This is a genomic window from Candidatus Methanoperedens nitratireducens (genome assembly GCF_900196725.1).
Classification (GTDB): domain Archaea; phylum Halobacteriota; class Methanosarcinia; order Methanosarcinales; family Methanoperedenaceae; genus Methanoperedens; species Methanoperedens nitroreducens_A.
The window spans coordinates 1-15459 of sequence record NZ_FZMP01000229.1 but is presented as its reverse complement, the minus strand read 5'-3'; the positions used below and the strand labels follow the sequence as shown (position 1 = coordinate 15459).

The window sequence follows — 15459 nt, the reverse complement described above, 5'->3', positions numbered from 1 at the left end:
ATCAAAATCGACTGTATATCTCTTGTATCTCTCTGATAGTATCCCATGCATTATCAAAAACGTACTGTGGAATTTCCCATGGATTTTCTTTACCTTCTTTAATTGCATCCATGTTTTTTCTGACAGTGAGTCCAAGGAAAATAGAAAATGGGTCTGTCTTTTGTTTGGTTTTGACATAGAAATGGAAAAGATATACCCTCCGGTCTTCAGTTGAGATATATACTGTTCTCGGTGCCAGCGGGTCTTCAATGTGTATATTTTTTAGAAAGTTCTTTGTAAAAGCAGCATATCCTGTGAGATATTCTGTCAGTTCCTCAAAAGAAAGTTTTACTTCAGGTGTCTTAATTCCTGCTATATGTGAAGCTTCTCCTTTAAGATATGTCGGGTCAAGCAGCACTACAGCCCTGGCACTTGATTTTTCTTTAAGATTTAATAGTTTTGGTAGAAGGGGCGTTGTAATGTCCATAAAATATTTTATTAGATTGACACGCTATTAAATATGATTCACATCAATTTCACACGCCTGATTTGTGAAAATCAGGATTGTGCCATATTAATGCTAATTCCTCATGCTCGTGACCGGGCTTGGCATCCTTCCGCCCCGCAATATGAAATCGCGCGAGCTGAACTTGTTTGTCTCCATTACGTAAGTTTCACCGAGCAGCCCGCCGAAGTTTACATAATCCCCTGCTTTCTTACCCGGAACCGGGATGAGCCTCACGCCGGTTGTCTTTGCGTTCACGACGCCTATGGAAAGCTCATCTGCAATTATGGCTGATATGGTCTCGGCAGGCGTGTCGCCGGGGATGGCTATCATATCAAGCCCGACCGAACATACCGCAGTAAGAGCCTCAAGCTTCTCTATCGAGAGCGCACCGCACTTTACAGCGGCGTTCATGCCTGAATCCTCACTCACCGGGATGAATGTCCCGCTCAGGCCGCCCACGTTCCCCGACGCCATGGCACCGCCTTTCTTTACTGCATCGATAAGAAGTGCAAGCGCGGCTGTACTTCCCGGTGCGCCCATTTTCTCTATGCCCATCATTTCCACTATCCCGGCGACGGAATCTCCTACTCTGGTGGTCGATGCAAGCGAGATGTCCACTATCCCGAAAGGAACACCCATATTCATCGCAAGCTCCCTTCCTATTAATTCGCCGGCTCTTGTTATCTTAAAAGACGTGCGTTTGATTGTCTCGGAAAGCGCGGTCAGGTCGCAGTCCCTGTTCTTCTCGACCACGTTCCTTACCACACCAGGGCCGCTGATGCCTATATTCAGCGAAAAATCAGGCTCACCGACTCCGTGGAAAGCCCCTGCCATGAACGGGTTATCCTCAGGAGCGTTTGAGAACACCACGAATTTCGCGCATCCTGCCCCGTTCTCGGTCCTGTCCGAGATTTCCTTGAGAATACACCCGAGCCTTATTATTGCGTCCATGTTCATACCCGATGCTGTTGAGGCAACGTTAAGAAAAGCGCACACCCTTTCTGTGCCGGACAGGACATCGGGAAGCGAATCGATGAGGCGCGTATCGGCACGCGTCATCCCTTTCTGGACAAGGGCGCCGTACCCGCCGATGAAATCGATATTTGCATCGCGGGCGGCATTATCAAGAGCCTGTGCGATCCTGACAGATGCATCCGCAACGCTGGATTCTATTATAAGGGAAACCGGTGTCACCGATATCCTTTTATTGATTATCGGAACACCGTATTTTTCCTCAAGCATCCCTGCCTGCGCGACAAGTTTTTCCCCGTATTCCGTAACACGATCATACACATTTGAGCTGAAGACCTCGATATCCGAATTGATGCAGTCTTTCAGGTTAAGCCCGAGAGTCACAGTCCTTATATCGAAATTATGATAGAGCGTCATGTTTACGGTTTCCATGACCTCTTCAAGCGAGTATTCCATGATTTACACCCGGTGCATGGTCTGGAAAATGTTCTCGTGCTGGACCTGTATCTTAAGACCCATCTCAGTTTCGATGACCGAAAGTTCTTTTTTCAACTCTGCTATCGTTATCGGCGAGTCGGACATGTCCACAAGCATGGTCATTACAAAATAACCCTCCATTACTTTCTGGTTCAGGTCCTCGATGTTGATGTTATGCCTGAAAACAGCGTTTGAGATCCTGGCGATTATCCCTTTTCGGTCTTTTCCTATCACTGTTATGAATACAAGGTATTTGGTCATTCTTTGCCTCTTCCGGGTTCAATTAATATCGGAACTGAGAGTTAAATTTTATCATGGCAAAATCACGGCAAAACATGTGCTTTTAGCATATAGCATTGACATATGCTTTGAGCATGTACTAAAAGCATGTGTAAACTATATATGTAAGAGGAACATATGATATATTTGATGGGCGGTTATAAACTTTTTTAATACTAACCCCCACTCCCCACCGCCCATCAAACTCTTATATACCTGTTATCACTTCGTCAACAGTTTCATCAGCGTGTGTCCTTCCACAAGCCCGAAAACCCCATTCCTGGCTGAAAACTCATCGAACCTGTTCACGTAATCCGCTTTCCTTGTCGAGGAATAGAGCGCAAAAGGGACCGGCTCTCTTGTGTGCGTTTTGATGGAAACGGGCGTAGGATGGTCGGGTAAAACCATGATACGGTACTCGCCAAAACCGCCAAGCTCATTCAGCATCCCGCCCACCACTTTCTCATCAAAATCCTCAATAGCCCTTACCTTGGCTTCTGTATTGCCCATATGCCCCGCCTCATCCGGCGCCTCCACATGGACAAAGACAAAATCCCGCTCCTGCAGTGATTCAAGGGCATATGCCGCCTTGCCTGAGAAATTGGTATCCAGGTATCCTGTAGCTCCGGGGACATCTATGACCGAAAGACCTGCATACTTGCCGATACCTTTCAGTAAATCAACGGCTGAGATGATCGAGCCGGAGATGCCGTATAATTCCATGAGGGACGGCATCAGGGGCGCTTTTCCCTGACCCCACGGCCAGATAAGATTAGCGATGTTCTTCCCGTCCTTCTTCCGCTTCGCATTAAGCTCATGGGTCTCAAGAATGGATTTTGATGCCCTGATAAGGTCTATTAAAATCTCAGAATCTTCCCCGCGCGGCAGCACATCGGCAATAGATTGCCCTACCACATCGTGCGGGGGCGTACATACGGCTCTTTCTCCCTGCCCCATTACGAGCAGATGCCTGTAACTCACACCGGCATGGAATTTGCAATCGTTCCCAAGCTCGCTGTCCACAGCCCCGATAAGAATCCGGGCTTCCTCACTTGAGATGTGCCCTGCACTGTAATCGGCAAGCAGTCCGTCTTTTTCGGTTATGAGGTTGCACCGGAAAGCGATGTCATCCTTCCCGAGAGCTACATCCATGCTTGCAGCCTCAAGAGGACCGCGCCCGGCATAATACTGCACAGGGTCGTAGCCCATGATGGAGAGGTTGGCCACATCGCTCCCCGGGGTCATGCTTTCAGGCACGGTCTTCGCAACACCGTTCCTGCCGTGCTTTGCGATAAAATCCATATTCGGGGTATTCGCTGCCTGAAGAGGCGTTAAGTCCCCAAGTTCGGGAATGGGATAATCAGCCATTCCGTCTCCAACGAGAACGATAAATTTCATGTCACCCTCTAAAAAGGAATATCAGCTTTTCGCGATCAGTGTAAGCAGCAGAACAAGGACCACCATGAACTGCGGTATTATATACCACCTGACCATTCTCTGGATCCCGCTTACCCTTGTGTTCAGCTCGCTTAATTCCACGCTGAGCTTCTTCATGGATTCATCAACTTCGGGCGAGAGAGCAGGTTTTGCAGGTTCGACCACAGACTGCGTTTGCGGCTGTGCTGTTACGGTTTTTGATGCCTGCACTGATTTCATATTGTTGAGCGTGTAAGTTTTCTTTGGTTTGGCCACTACGGGTCTCACTTTTTCTATCTGTTTAAAATTCGGATCTCTTCCTTTGCCCAACGTCTGAAATATCTGGTCTTCGGTCACATCGAGAATTGACATAGTGCACCCTCTTGTGTACTTATATTGTAATCCCTGTTATATAATTGTTTTTCTATGGATTAGATGATATTTCTACAAAGCCGATTTCAATGATCATACATATCACACATACCTCACAACCCTGTTTATATAGATGACTTTTGATAAATGGCTATTGACATTTATGGACTGCATAGACCTTCAGCAACAAATAGAAGAAAAAAAGTATAAAATAGATATAAATATTATCTATAAAGAGATTGCTATTAACCGGAATGTCAGGAAGCACAATTCAGCTAAGAAAAAATAATTTACGGTTTTACAATACGTAAAATCTTATTTTATCTATTTATCCGGTTGATAAAACCATCTCTACAATATTTCCGCAGTTTTCCTTAAGGGAATAGATACGGTGCTCACGAGCCGGGTATATGTGCAGGATTCCGAGTCTGCTGTGCATCTGTCCGACAAGGGCATATATTCCCCTGTAGCTCACATCAAAACCCTGCTTTATAAGGTACTCATAGACCTCGCTTGTAGTATAGCTCCTAGTTTGCAAAAAGAGTCTTAACAGGCACTTCCTGATACCTTTTTTGTCCTTTATCAAAAATTTCATCAGCCTGTCCTTGATTTTATCATCCATATTGCCAGCCGTATAATTATCTGCTAAAATCATATCCTCACTCAAACTATGCACAACTATATGTTGCTGGTTAATAAAAAAGTTGGCATTCCAAGTTTTCGGACGAATGGACATGCTGGTCAGTTCGCTCTTTTCCCTAACAGATACGAGCAAGTTGATCGCAAAAAACCGGTAGCACCATTGCTGAGTGTGTGTAAAAAATCGGTTGCTCCACAATTTAGAGTACATTCACATATGCGACAACTTAAAATCATATCTGTAAAATAGCACAGTATTGAAAACTGAATTTGAATTTAAAACACTAATCGTAGATTTAAGGATGTCGGAGGCGATGGCGCAAAATGTGAAACAACGAACTTAATACGAACTCACAACGAACTCGACGGGGGTTCGTACCAGTCCACTGTTTATATCGCGGCGCTTTTTCAGCATATACTCTATGCGAGGCTATCCGCCAATTCCGGCGTCTCAGATCGTATACAATCATCGAGGGTGAAAAACAGATAGTGGACAGGATTAACAGGATTGACAGGATATAGTATTTTGCCAGTCGTTTTAGACAAATTAAAACGAATACGGATGACACGGATCAAACGGATTTTCACGGATACGAAATCAGTCTCGATGGAATACTTTCGCGCCGCTCTCGTAAAATATATAAATAAAGGAGTAGTTTTCAGGGGGGATGGTGGATTGTAATGATGATGTTGAGGCGATGGAAATGGAAGGCGGGCGAGAGGCGGCAGGGAATGTATTATTAAAAATCTTGAGGGTAAATTTTTGTGGATGATACCAGTAGTCTATAAATAATAATATGCATACATGTGATAGTTATGCCAGAAACCCTTTCCAAAAACAAGATAGTCATAAGCTATGACGCACTGAATAATCTTAAAAAATTAAAGGAAGAACTTGAGTCAATAATCGAAACTATTGAAATAATGAACGATGAAACGCTTATGGCAGGAATAAAAAAGTCAAAGGATGATGTAAAAGCAGGCAGAGTGCATGAGTTAAAAAGCGTGGACGACCTCGATGAAGTCTGGGTATGAAAGTTATATACACCGATGAATTCAAGGGGGATTTAAAGAAGATAGGGGATAAGAAAATCCAGGCGAGAGTTAAGAAAATAGTTCAAAAGATTATCGATGACCCTGAAGTTGGAAAGCCTTTAAGATACGACCTTTTCACGCTTAGAAGCATTAAAGTCCCGCCTTTCAGGGTTATATACGAGTTCAAGAGCGATTTAATAATCCTTCACAAGTTTGAGCACAGGAAGAAAGTTTACAGGTGACGCAGGCACGATTTTTGACCCTTCGTGTACCTTATTTCTGAACTTTTTAGACTGGATTTACAGGATTGACAGGATATATAGTATTCTGCCAGTCGTTTTAGACAAATTAAAACGAACACGGATGACACGGATCAAACGGATTTTCACGGATACGAAATCAGTAATCATCGGTGTCAGCCGTGTTCTATCGCAACAAGTCAAGTTGGCGGATGATCTCGATGGAATACTTTCGTACCGCTCTCGTAAAATATATAAATAAAGGAGTAGTTTTCAGGGAGGATGGTGGATTGTAATGATGATGTTGAGGCGATGGAAATGGAAGGCGGGAGAGAGATGAGGGCGGAGGGTGACGTGAATGATTGAGGCTGTAAAAGAAATTGGAGAATACTCACTTGAAAAAGCTGGAAGACGATTAGAAGACCCAACAGATATCGTAATTGAGGATCCAGCGACCAATAATACATATAAACATATTCTCGGTATTAAAATTAATAAAACTGAAAAAGGGTTTGAATATGCAGGAATTGAATTGGAAGAATATAGCAAAAGTAAAATAAAACAATATCTGTATAAACAAGGAGATCCCAATGGAACTGATTTAACACCTACCAGTAGGGTCACAGAAATTGATAAGACCTTTGCTAACAAAATTATTAAATGGTTTACAAAAATTATTGAAAAAAATAATAATTCTTTCAATGCTGAGGAAATCATATTTCTAAAAGGGATTGAAGATTGCTTGAAATCAAATAATACGATAATTCTTTCCGATCTAAAATTAAAATATGGTAGTTTAGATAAAAAAGAAAATAAAATAACAACACTGCTTATTTATTCTCCCGATAAAAAATATATTGGCGACTTTCCAGTATTTAGAAAAGTTTTAATTGAGGACACTTCCAATGGATATTACCAAAAATATGGAAAGGAATCGAAAGCTATTGAGAAGTTTTGTTCAGTCTGTAGAAAAAAATCCGAAGAAGTATTTGGCTTTGTTGGAACTTTTGACTATACAGTTGATAAGCCTGGATTCGTTAGTGGTGGATTCAATCAATCGTTGGCATGGAAAAATTATCCAGTATGTTTAAAATGTGCATTAACATTAGAAGAAGGGAAAAAATATATTCATGAGAATTCAAATTTTAAATTTTACGGATTCAATTATTATATAATCCCGAAACTTTTGAATCAAAATAAAGCTGAAGAAATATACAAAATCTTAGAAGAATTCAAGGAAAAAGATCCAAAATTTGAAACAAAATATATTCATCTTTTAGATGACAATGAAAAGGAAATTTTAAATAAGCTTGCTGAACAGGATAATTTTTTCAATAATAATTTATTAATTTATAGAATAGATAAATCAGCATTCAGGATTTTACTCTACATAGAAGATATATTACCTTCTCGATTGAGAATACTTTTCAAGGCTAAAGAGAATGTTGATAAAAAATCCATCTTTAAAGTTTTGAAAGATGGTAAATCGATGGAATTTAACTTTGGAAACATTTTTTCATTTTTTCCTAAAAGCAATTTCCTTGAAATAACAAATAAAATTTTTACGAATAAGAAAATAGATTATTCATTTTTAATTTTGGCAATAATGAGGAAAATCCGAATAGAATTTCAAGATGAAAAAAAATTTACAAAATATCTTACTTTGAAGGGTTTTCAACTTCTTATTTATTTAAACGAATTAGAACTTCTTGACAATTTTAATGGAGGTAAAAATATGAATGAAAAAAGCATCACAAACCTGCTGCAAGGAACGAATTTACCGTTAGAAGAAAAAGCCAATACTTTGTTTAAAGAGTTTCCTGATTTCTTTAATAAAGACTCGAAAAAAGCAATATTCTTAGAAGGTGTATTAACACAATACTTATTAAATATTCAGTACAATGATCGAAAAGCTACGCCATTTAGAGTAAAACTTCAGGGATTGAAATTAGATGAAAAACATGTAAAGAAGTTGTTGCCAGAAATTCAAAATAAGCTTGAAGAGTACGGGAAAAATTATTATAAAGGTCTTGAATTTTTAATTGGGAAATATATGGTTCAGTCAGGAGAAGGGTGGAAAATGTCTAACGATGAGATCAGCTTTTATTTTGTACTGGGTATGAATCTCTCAAATTTATTTAAATCAACAACGGAGGAAACAACATGAGCAATATAATCACAAATAGGTCGGAACTTGTTTTTTTGTACGATGTGAAAGATGCAAATCCAAATGGAGACCCTTTGGATGAAAATAAACCAAGAATTGATGAAGAAACAGGCGTCAATCTTGTAACAGATGTAAGGCTTAAGAGAACTATCCGGGACTATTTATACAACTTTAAGAAACAAGATATTTTTGTACGAGAGATATCCGATGAAGAAGGCCACATTCAGGACGCAAAACTAAGAGCATCAGATTTTTTAAAACATATTCCATTAGCGGAACGAGAGGGCAAAACACTTCAGCAACAAAAAGAGATAGCTACATTTGAAATTCTAAAACAATGTATAGACGTGAGACTCTTCGGAGCAACAATTCCGTTGGAATTGAAAGTTAAGAAGGGAAAAAAGACTGAAAAGCCTAAAGAAGATATTAAAGAACAAACTGAAAGCAAAGAACAGACAAGTTCTTTGACTTTTACGGGACCTGTTCAATTTAAGATAGGTAGATCGCTGCATAAAGTATTCATTAAACACTTCAAAGGAACGGGTGCATTTGCCTCTGGTAAGAATGCTGAACAAAAGACGTTCCGTGAAGAAGATTTTCTATTCTACTCATTAATAAACTTCTATGGAATCATAAATGAAAATGCCGCAAAAGAGACAAAACTAACAGATGATGATGTAAAGCTTCTACTCGATAGTATATGGAACGGTACAAAAAATCTAATCTCAAGATCAAAAGTTGGCCAAGTTCCAAGATTGCTTATAAAAGTAAATTACAAAGAGACTAATTATCACATAGGTGACCTCAATAGTATGATTTCTTTAGTGAAAGAAGTTCCTGATGAAGAATTGAGAGACATCTCTCAAGTAAAGATAAATCTGACAAAAATAATCGACGTCCTAAAAAACAAAAAGGATTTAATTCAAAATGTTGAATACAAAATTGATGAACGAGCTAGATTTGAATTAGAAGGTAAAGAAGTCGCGATTAATGAAGCTTTTAAAAGCACCGGAATTCCAGCACTACCGTTATCATTGTAGGATGTATGGATAAAATATTGGTATTCGATGTTTGGGGTGAGTATGCACATTTTAGGAAATACTACACTACAACATCGCCTCTTACTTTTTCAATTCCACCAAGAACCGCAATTAGTGGGCTTATAGGGGCTATCTTAGGCCTTCCAAAAGATGAATATTTAAAATATTTCTCAAAACAACAGGCGCAGATTGCCGTTAAAATCTTGAATCCAATTAAAAAAGTAAGAATTGCTGAAAATCTTATTAATACTAAGGATGACTATTTCATTCCGATTAAAAAAGGCTCACATGGACCTCGAACACAAATCAGGTTCGAATTTGTGAAAGATGCAAAATACAGAATATATTTCCATCATACAGATCCAAATATATTTAATAAAGCAAAATCTCTGCTTTTATATCATAAATGCGTCTATACTCCATGCTTAGGGATTACCGAACATATAGCTAATTTTGAATTCATTGGAGAAACGGTAATAAAAGAAAAATCATCCTCCGATTTCGTAAAAATGGATTCCGCTATTCCTACTGACTTGATCAAAGAAATCAAATTGGAAGATGGGGAATATTTTTCTGAAACAATTCCAACTGAAATGGAACTGGATAGAACATTAAAAGAATATAGAAAAGTTATGTTCGAAAGAAATGGAATTAATGGAAAAGGAATAACGGCAAAAGTTGATAGATATTGGGAATTGGATAATAATGAATCAATCATCTTCCTTTGATCTAAAATCTCATCCTGACAAATTCTTAATTGACCATCTTAGAAATGTAGGATTATTCTGTAAAACTACTGTTGAATCAAAGAACATCAATTCAAAGTTTTTTGGTTTAAATGATGAAATATTTGCAAATTTTTCCTATTTTACAGGTGTTTCACATGATTTTGGAAAAGGTACCTGTAATTTTCAAAGTTATATAAACGAAAAAGATGAAAAACGCAAAGCTTCCCTAAAGAATAATCCTGAAACAAGGCATGGCCTGCTATCTTCAATATTTACTTATTTTGTGATAAAAGAGTCATTTAAAGAGTTAAAATTCCAATTTTTACCTTTGATAGGTTATCTTGTAGTAAAAAAACATCATGGAAACTTGGAAGATGCGCAAGATGAAATTTTAAGTTTAGACAAGGATAATATCGAAATTTTGGGAAGGCAAATTAAATTATTATATTTCGAAGAACTCAAAGAAATCTACTTAGAGTTGCTGCCTAATATTGATATAACTAAATTTATTTGTGGTTATGAAAGAATAATTGGAGAAATTAAAAGTAACAGAAGGGGTTTTTCTGATTATTTAGAAAAAGAAAAATCCATCCAATGTTATCTCTTAACTCAGCTTTTTTATTCTATTCTTTTAAATTCAGATAAATTAGATGCGTCAGGTCTTCAAGAAATCGAAAGCAATAAAGTGATTCCTTTTGATTTGGTTGATAATTATCGGACAATTAAAGGCTACGATAAACCAAAAATAAAATAGATATTATTCGAAATGAAATTTATTCAGATGTTATGGGAGAATTAAAAACCTTGAATTTGAATAATAATATCTATTCTTTGAATGTTCCGACTGGAACTGGGAAAACACTTACTGTTTTATCTTTTTCTTTAAAACTAAGGGAAAAAATTAGAAAGGAGATTAACTTTACACCTAAAATTATATATTCACTTCCATTTTTAAGTATTATAGATCAGAATTTCAAGGTTTTTGAAGAAGTATTTGAAAAAGTTCAGGGAAAAACTCCAACAACTGATATTCTATTGAAGCATCACCATTTATCTGACATTTTTTATGAAACGGAGGAAAAATCTGATTACGAAACCCCCGAAAGCCTACTATTGATTGAAGGATGGAACGCTGAGATCATTGTAACAACATTCATACAATTATTTCATACTTTAATTTCAAATAAAAATAGGTCCTTACGAAAATGTCATAACATTATAAATTCAATTGTAATTCTTGATGAAGTTCAATCGATCCCTCATGAATATTGGCTTTTATTCAAAGAGGTTATTTCATTATTTTCAAAATGTTTCAATACTTATTTTGTTTTTGTAACCGCTACTCAACCTTTGATATTTGATGAAAGTAAGAATGAAATCGTTGAACTTGTAAAAAACAAAAAAACTTATTTTGACAGATTTGATAGAATCGAACTAATACCAAATATTGAACCCATGATTCTTGATGATTTTGAAGAGATTGTAAAAAAGGATGTTGAAGCAAATAATAGTAAAAATTTTCTTATTGTCCTGAATACAATAAATTCTTCAAAAAATGTGTACCAATATTTAAAATCTTTAAAAATTCCAGATACAAAGTTGTATTATCTTTCTACTAATATTACCCCTTATCAGCGGCTTGAACGAATAAACGAAATAAAAGACAATAAAGATAGAAAAATAATTGTCAGTACTCAATTAATTGAAGCTGGGGTAGATATTGATGTGGATATTGTTTATCGTGATTTTTCACCAATGGATTCAATAAATCAAGTTTCTGGAAGATGCAATCGAAACTATACAGATGGGAAGAAAGGACTCGTAAAATTATTTATCCTTAAAGATGAAAATAAGGAATTCTATAGGTATATCTATTCACCCTTTCTAATCGATAAAACTAGGGACGTCCTCAAAGAGGCTCCAGAAAGGATAAGCGAAAATTACTTTTTAACTTTGAGTAATAATTACTTTAAAAAAATCAAAGACAGTGGAAGTGATGACGAATCCGATAGTATTCTTTCGTTTGTCAAAAAATTAGAATTTGAACAACTATGTAAAAATTTCAAACTTATTCAAGATGACTACTATAAAATCGATGTGTATATCGAGTTGGACTATTTCGCTAAAGCTGTATGGAATCAATATAAGGCAATAAGAGAACTAAAAAACCCACTTGATAGAAAAAACGAATTCTTAAAAATAAAAAAAGATTTCTATGAATACGTTATTTCAATCCCCAAAAATAAGGCACCAAATCCTGAAAATGAAACTGGTATAGCCTATATTTCAATAGAAGAATTAAAAGATAGGTATGATACAGAAATTGGATTCATACCGGGTTCAGGGGGAACCTTACTTTTTTAATTATGCTCCTCCGCACCTTCACCCTCATCCTCGCCTCCACCCGCCCCATCCGCGGCTCCGCACCTGAATTGCGCGGCTTCTTCGCCACCAAATTCAATGAATACTCCCCCCTCCACCAGCACAATGCCGATAAGCTCATCTACCGCTATCCTCCGGCACAGTACAAAACAACAGACGGCGCGCCGGGCACTATTGACTGCGCCGAAAATTTAATCCTGAATGACCAGCCCTTTTATCCCTTCAAAATGATCCCTGTTGTTCGTCAGGAGCCTGTATCCACTCTGCAATGCGATTGAGGCGATGAGCAGATCCCTGATTTCAATCATCCTGCCTTCTGCCCTTCTTTGCGCAAATATCCTCCCTGCGGTCTCCATACTCCCTTCCCCTGTATGCAGCAGGGTCAGGTTTTTCAAAAGACCCCTTGTCGATGCGATATTCCTCTCTTTATCCCTGGAATTGTAAGCTCCGAAGTACAGCTCGAAGGCGTTTATATCCGTAGTGGCGATATCCTCGTTTTTCTCAAGCTCTTTCATTTTGTTAACAGCATACCGTTCATCCCTTAGAAGATCGATCAGGATATTGGTATCTACTACAATTCCCATCTTTTCCACGCCTCCTTTAATTCGCTTCTCATCTTATCAAGTTCATCCTCGTCCATCTTCCAGCCCCCGGCAAACTTACTTGGCATATTTTTCCTGCTCTTAAGTAAATATCTCAATGCCTCATCCATGGATACAGGTCTTTTGAACTCTTTCATCAGGTCACCTATAAGGGCGTTCAAGTTCTCATAGGTCTCATCCCTTATTTTAATGGTCTTGAATGGCACTTTTACCACCTTATCTACTTTGTTCTATCGTATAAATAGCTACTGTTTGCTATATATTTTGGGGTTCTGAACGATTTGAGAAAAAAAATCAGAAATCTATAACCGACAGGAGGATAAATAGCACGATTATCTGTGTTAATAAATCCCTGTTCAGTGCATTGAAATATGAATATTAAAACCTTCACCCTCACCCTCGCCTCCACCCGCCCCATCCGTGGCTCCGCTCCTGAACTGCGCGGCTTCTTCGCCACCAGATTCAATGAATACTCCCTCCTCCACCAGCACAATGCCGATAAGCTCATCTACCGCTATCCTCTGGTGCAGTACAAAATGATAGACGGCGCACCGATGGTCATTGGCATTAATGACGGCGCCGAAGTTTTAAAACAGATTTATGATAAATACGATGAAATAAAACTTGGTGGGGAGGTGTATGAGATAGTGGAGAAGGGCATCGCTGTCAGGAACCAGGAGTTCGGGATAACCGATAAGATACATTCCTATGAGTTCGCAACCCCGTGGCTTGCGCTGAACCAGGAGAATTATATGCGGTACTATGGGATGAGCGGAATGGAGGAAAGAAAGGAATTCCTGAGAAAAACGCTGATAGCGAACTTGCTCTCCATGTCGAAATCGCTGGATTACCAGGTGTCTGGGATGATAAAGTGCGATGTTGATGTAAAAATCAGGAAAAGCAGGTTAAAAGACGTGAACGTGATGAGCTTCACAGGAGGGTTTTGCGCCAACTTCCTCATACCTGATTATCTCGGCGTAGGGAAATCGGTCTCACGGGGCTTCGGGGCTGTTATCAGTTCGGAAAATCAAAACCGAGACAAATAGTCATGCACCGCAAAAACGTGCAAAGGACGCAAAGTGTTCACAGGATTGTTTAAAAGTTCAAAATAATATTATATATGTAAAGATTGTAGTATGTTGTGCGACATGCAACTTGTAATAAACACGCGGGGCGCGTATCTCAAAAAGGAAAAGAACTGTTTCCTTGTAAAGAACGATGACAAGAGCCTTGAAATATCGGCTGATAAAGTGGACAGCATCCTTATTTCCACATCTGCGACCATTACCACAGATGCCATTGAGTTTGCTGTTGAGAACAATATCGATATAGTTTTCCTTGATTATAATGGAAACCCGTTTGGCAGGGTATGGCACTCCAGGCTTGGAAGCACCACTCTTATCAGGCGCAGGCAGCTTGAGGCTGAGGCGTCTGCTGTGGGATTCAACCTGGCGCGCGGCTGGATCGTGCAAAAACTTGAAAACCAGCTTGAATTCCTCAAAGACCTGAAAAAGAACCGTCCTGACGATAAGGATGTGCTTGAGCCGCGCATTGCGAAGATGGCGCAATTGAAGGAAGACCTTATGGGCATGAAAGGTTCACTTGAAGAGAAGCGCGGCTCGATTATGGGGACTGAGGGCATGGCATCCCTCACGTATTTCGATGCTCTTAGCAGCATTATGCCCGATGCCTGGAAGTTCAACGGCAGGAGCCGGGACCCGGCGCACGATGCCTTCAATTGCCTGCTCAATTACGGCTATGGGGTTCTGTACTCACAGGTTGAGAAAGCATGCATCATCGCAGGACTTGACCCTTACATGGGCTTCCTGCATACTGATAATTACAATAAAAGATCATTTGTTTTCGATCTTATAGAGATTTTCAGGGTACACATCGATAGGACTGTTATTAACCTTTTTTCGAAAAAACAGGTGCATGAGGGCTTGTTCGATAAAATCCCAGGCGGTTTATACCTGAACAAAGAGGGCAAATCTGTGTTGATCTCTGCTATTAACGATACTTTTGACAGGGAAATCGAATACAACGGACGCAATGTCAAAATTCGTAACACGATACAGATGGTATGTCACAGTATAGCGAACAGTTTGATAAAATAGGATGAGATGATATGACAATTGTATGGGTAGTGTATGATATTGCAGATAATACCAGACGCAAGAATGTTGCCCGCATTTGCCTTGATAAAGGTCTGTACCGGGTGCAGAAGAGTGTTTTTCTTGGTACTCTTAATGCGAACGAGAGGGATTCCATGGCTTTAGAATGCGAAGAGGTGATTGATCCTGATGTAGATTCGGTGTATGTATTTCCTATGGATGATGAGTCTTTTAAGAAGGTAAAGCTTCTCGGTCAGGCTTTCGATAAAGAGCTTGTAAGCGATGAAGTATTGACGAAATTTTTTTGAGGGTATCGAATTATGACTGCCAGGGACACGATTATCACGATTTCCGATGTGCTTGAGTACCTTTTCTGCCCGCGCTTTATTTATTTTATGCGCTGTCTTGATATCCGGCAGCATGAAGAATCAAGGTTCAAGGTACTGAAGGGAAGGGAGGTGCATGAAGAAAAACGGATAACAAATCCCGAATACCTGCGGAAGAAGCTCG

At 39.0% G+C, this 15459-nt stretch carries 19 protein-coding genes and 1 pseudogene; 12 read left to right on the top strand and 8 right to left on the bottom strand.

Annotation, left to right across the window (positions count from 1 at the left end; genetic code table 11):
* Position 1 precedes the first annotated feature (1 nt).
* From MNV_RS17130 to MNV_RS17105, 6 genes are all read right to left on the bottom strand, one after another.
* Entirely contained in the window at positions 2–466 is a 465-nt protein-coding gene (locus MNV_RS17130; RefSeq protein WP_096207159.1) for a hypothetical protein, read from the bottom strand.
* Positions 467–559: 93 nt separating this feature from the next.
* A complete protein-coding gene (locus MNV_RS17125; RefSeq protein ID WP_096207158.1) occupies positions 560–1915 on the bottom strand; it encodes a PFL family protein in 1356 nt (451 codons plus the stop codon).
* A gap of 3 nt (positions 1916–1918) precedes the next feature.
* Positions 1919–2197 (bottom strand): ACT domain-containing protein, encoded by a 279-nt coding sequence (locus MNV_RS17120; protein WP_096207157.1) that lies wholly within the window; start codon positions 2195–2197, stop codon positions 1919–1921.
* A gap of 240 nt (positions 2198–2437) precedes the next feature.
* On the bottom strand, positions 2438–3613 hold the full coding sequence (locus MNV_RS17115; protein ID WP_096207156.1) for a cofactor-independent phosphoglycerate mutase: 1176 nt from the start codon (positions 3611–3613) through the stop codon (positions 2438–2440).
* 21 nt (positions 3614–3634) lie between these two features.
* The gene (locus MNV_RS17110) at positions 3635–4003 is read right to left on the bottom strand and encodes a hypothetical protein (RefSeq protein ID WP_096207155.1); all 369 of its coding nucleotides are present in this window, start codon (positions 4001–4003) and stop codon (positions 3635–3637) included.
* Between the two features lie 328 nt (positions 4004–4331).
* The gene (locus MNV_RS17105; protein ID WP_257000102.1) at positions 4332–4658 is read right to left on the bottom strand and encodes a DUF2551 domain-containing protein; all 327 of its coding nucleotides are present in this window, start codon (positions 4656–4658) and stop codon (positions 4332–4334) included.
* 800 nt (positions 4659–5458) lie between these two features.
* On the opposite strand from MNV_RS17105, the gene MNV_RS17100 reads away from it, so the two are divergent.
* From MNV_RS17100 to MNV_RS17065, 8 genes are all read left to right on the top strand, one after another.
* Complete coding sequence (locus MNV_RS17100; protein ID WP_096207154.1) at positions 5459–5677, top strand: hypothetical protein; 219 nt, start codon at positions 5459–5461, stop codon at positions 5675–5677.
* Positions 5674–5919: a type II toxin-antitoxin system RelE family toxin gene (locus MNV_RS17095; RefSeq protein WP_096207153.1), complete on the top strand. Its 246-nt coding sequence runs from the start codon at positions 5674–5676 to the stop codon at positions 5917–5919. Before MNV_RS17100 ends, MNV_RS17095 begins: the two co-directional genes overlap by 4 nt.
* Before the next feature lie 355 nt (positions 5920–6274).
* A complete protein-coding gene (locus MNV_RS17090) occupies positions 6275–8083 on the top strand; it encodes a TIGR02556 family CRISPR-associated protein (RefSeq protein WP_096207152.1) in 1809 nt (602 codons plus the stop codon).
* The gene (gene cas7b / locus MNV_RS17085; RefSeq protein ID WP_179294059.1) at positions 8080–9123 is read left to right on the top strand and encodes a type I-B CRISPR-associated protein Cas7/Csh2; all 1044 of its coding nucleotides are present in this window, start codon (positions 8080–8082) and stop codon (positions 9121–9123) included. Before MNV_RS17090 ends, cas7b begins: the two co-directional genes overlap by 4 nt.
* Positions 9124–9128: 5 nt before the next feature.
* Positions 9129–9851, top strand: a complete 723-nt coding sequence (gene cas5b / locus MNV_RS17080) for a type I-B CRISPR-associated protein Cas5b (protein ID WP_096207151.1) — start codon at positions 9129–9131, stop codon at positions 9849–9851.
* Positions 9829–10605 carry a CRISPR-associated endonuclease Cas3'' gene (locus MNV_RS17075; RefSeq protein ID WP_096207150.1) on the top strand — a complete coding sequence of 259 codons (777 nt, stop codon included), beginning with the start codon at positions 9829–9831 and terminating at the stop codon, positions 10603–10605. The genes cas5b and MNV_RS17075 overlap by 23 nt, the downstream gene beginning before the upstream one ends.
* 32 nt (positions 10606–10637) lie before the next feature.
* On the top strand, positions 10638–12215 hold the full coding sequence (gene cas3, locus MNV_RS17070) for a CRISPR-associated helicase Cas3' (RefSeq protein ID WP_096207149.1): 1578 nt from the start codon (positions 10638–10640) through the stop codon (positions 12213–12215).
* 2 nt (positions 12216–12217) lie between these two features.
* Positions 12218–12511: a hypothetical protein gene (locus MNV_RS17065; protein WP_096207148.1), complete on the top strand. Its 294-nt coding sequence runs from the start codon at positions 12218–12220 to the stop codon at positions 12509–12511.
* Here MNV_RS17065 and MNV_RS17060 read toward each other — a convergent pair.
* Both MNV_RS17060 and MNV_RS17055 read right to left on the bottom strand, forming a co-directional pair.
* Positions 12425–12817: a type II toxin-antitoxin system VapC family toxin gene (locus MNV_RS17060; RefSeq protein ID WP_096207147.1), complete on the bottom strand. Its 393-nt coding sequence runs from the start codon at positions 12815–12817 to the stop codon at positions 12425–12427. The two genes, MNV_RS17065 and MNV_RS17060, sit on opposite strands and share 87 nt — an antisense overlap.
* Complete coding sequence (locus MNV_RS17055; protein ID WP_096207146.1) at positions 12805–13041, bottom strand: hypothetical protein; 237 nt, start codon at positions 13039–13041, stop codon at positions 12805–12807. Before MNV_RS17055 ends, MNV_RS17060 begins: the two co-directional genes overlap by 13 nt.
* A gap of 165 nt (positions 13042–13206) precedes the next feature.
* Here MNV_RS17055 and MNV_RS17050 point away from each other — a divergent pair, with 165 nt between their 5' ends.
* The 4 genes and pseudogenes from MNV_RS17050 to MNV_RS17035 all read left to right on the top strand — a co-directional run.
* The gene (locus MNV_RS17050; protein ID WP_096207145.1) at positions 13207–13881 is read left to right on the top strand and encodes a CRISPR-associated endonuclease Cas6; all 675 of its coding nucleotides are present in this window, start codon (positions 13207–13209) and stop codon (positions 13879–13881) included.
* A 102-nt stretch (positions 13882–13983) separates the two neighbouring features.
* Positions 13984–14952, top strand: a complete 969-nt coding sequence (cas1, locus tag MNV_RS17045; RefSeq protein WP_096207181.1) for a CRISPR-associated endonuclease Cas1 — start codon at positions 13984–13986, stop codon at positions 14950–14952.
* Between the two features lie 11 nt (positions 14953–14963).
* Positions 14964–15257, top strand: a complete 294-nt coding sequence (gene cas2, locus MNV_RS17040; RefSeq protein ID WP_096207144.1) for a CRISPR-associated endonuclease Cas2 — start codon at positions 14964–14966, stop codon at positions 15255–15257.
* Positions 15258–15269: 12 nt separating this feature from the next.
* A pseudogene (locus MNV_RS17035) lies at positions 15270–15459 on the top strand (CRISPR-associated protein Cas4); the annotation flags it as partial.

Bases quoted from the DNA above. Each gene is read 5' to 3' on its own strand.
- MNV_RS17130 (WP_096207159.1), bottom strand. From the start codon at position 466: ATGGACATTACAACGCCCCTTCTACCAAAACTATTAAATCTTAAAGAA.
- MNV_RS17125 (WP_096207158.1), bottom strand. From the start codon at position 1,915: ATGGAATACTCGCTTGAAGAGGTCATGGAAACCGTAAACATGACGCTC.
- MNV_RS17120 (WP_096207157.1), bottom strand. From the start codon at position 2,197: ATGACCAAATACCTTGTATTCATAACAGTGATAGGAAAAGACCGAAAA.
- MNV_RS17115 (WP_096207156.1), bottom strand. From the start codon at position 3,613: ATGAAATTTATCGTTCTCGTTGGAGACGGAATGGCTGATTATCCCATT.
- MNV_RS17110 (WP_096207155.1), bottom strand. From the start codon at position 4,003: ATGTCAATTCTCGATGTGACCGAAGACCAGATATTTCAGACGTTGGGC.
- MNV_RS17105 (WP_257000102.1), bottom strand. From the start codon at position 4,658: ATGATTTTAGCAGATAATTATACGGCTGGCAATATGGATGATAAAATC.
- MNV_RS17100 (WP_096207154.1), top strand. From the start codon at position 5,459: ATGCCAGAAACCCTTTCCAAAAACAAGATAGTCATAAGCTATGACGCA.
- MNV_RS17095 (WP_096207153.1), top strand. From the start codon at position 5,674: ATGAAAGTTATATACACCGATGAATTCAAGGGGGATTTAAAGAAGATA.
- MNV_RS17090 (WP_096207152.1), top strand. From the start codon at position 6,275: ATGATTGAGGCTGTAAAAGAAATTGGAGAATACTCACTTGAAAAAGCT.
- cas7b (WP_179294059.1), top strand. From the start codon at position 8,080: ATGAGCAATATAATCACAAATAGGTCGGAACTTGTTTTTTTGTACGAT.
- cas5b (WP_096207151.1), top strand. From the start codon at position 9,129: ATGGATAAAATATTGGTATTCGATGTTTGGGGTGAGTATGCACATTTT.
- MNV_RS17075 (WP_096207150.1), top strand. From the start codon at position 9,829: ATGAATCAATCATCTTCCTTTGATCTAAAATCTCATCCTGACAAATTC.
- cas3 (WP_096207149.1), top strand. From the start codon at position 10,638: ATGGGAGAATTAAAAACCTTGAATTTGAATAATAATATCTATTCTTTG.
- MNV_RS17065 (WP_096207148.1), top strand. From the start codon at position 12,218: ATGCTCCTCCGCACCTTCACCCTCATCCTCGCCTCCACCCGCCCCATC.
- MNV_RS17060 (WP_096207147.1), bottom strand. From the start codon at position 12,817: ATGGGAATTGTAGTAGATACCAATATCCTGATCGATCTTCTAAGGGAT.
- MNV_RS17050 (WP_096207145.1), top strand. From the start codon at position 13,207: ATGAATATTAAAACCTTCACCCTCACCCTCGCCTCCACCCGCCCCATC.
- cas1 (WP_096207181.1), top strand. From the start codon at position 13,984: ATGCAACTTGTAATAAACACGCGGGGCGCGTATCTCAAAAAGGAAAAG.
- cas2 (WP_096207144.1), top strand. From the start codon at position 14,964: ATGACAATTGTATGGGTAGTGTATGATATTGCAGATAATACCAGACGC.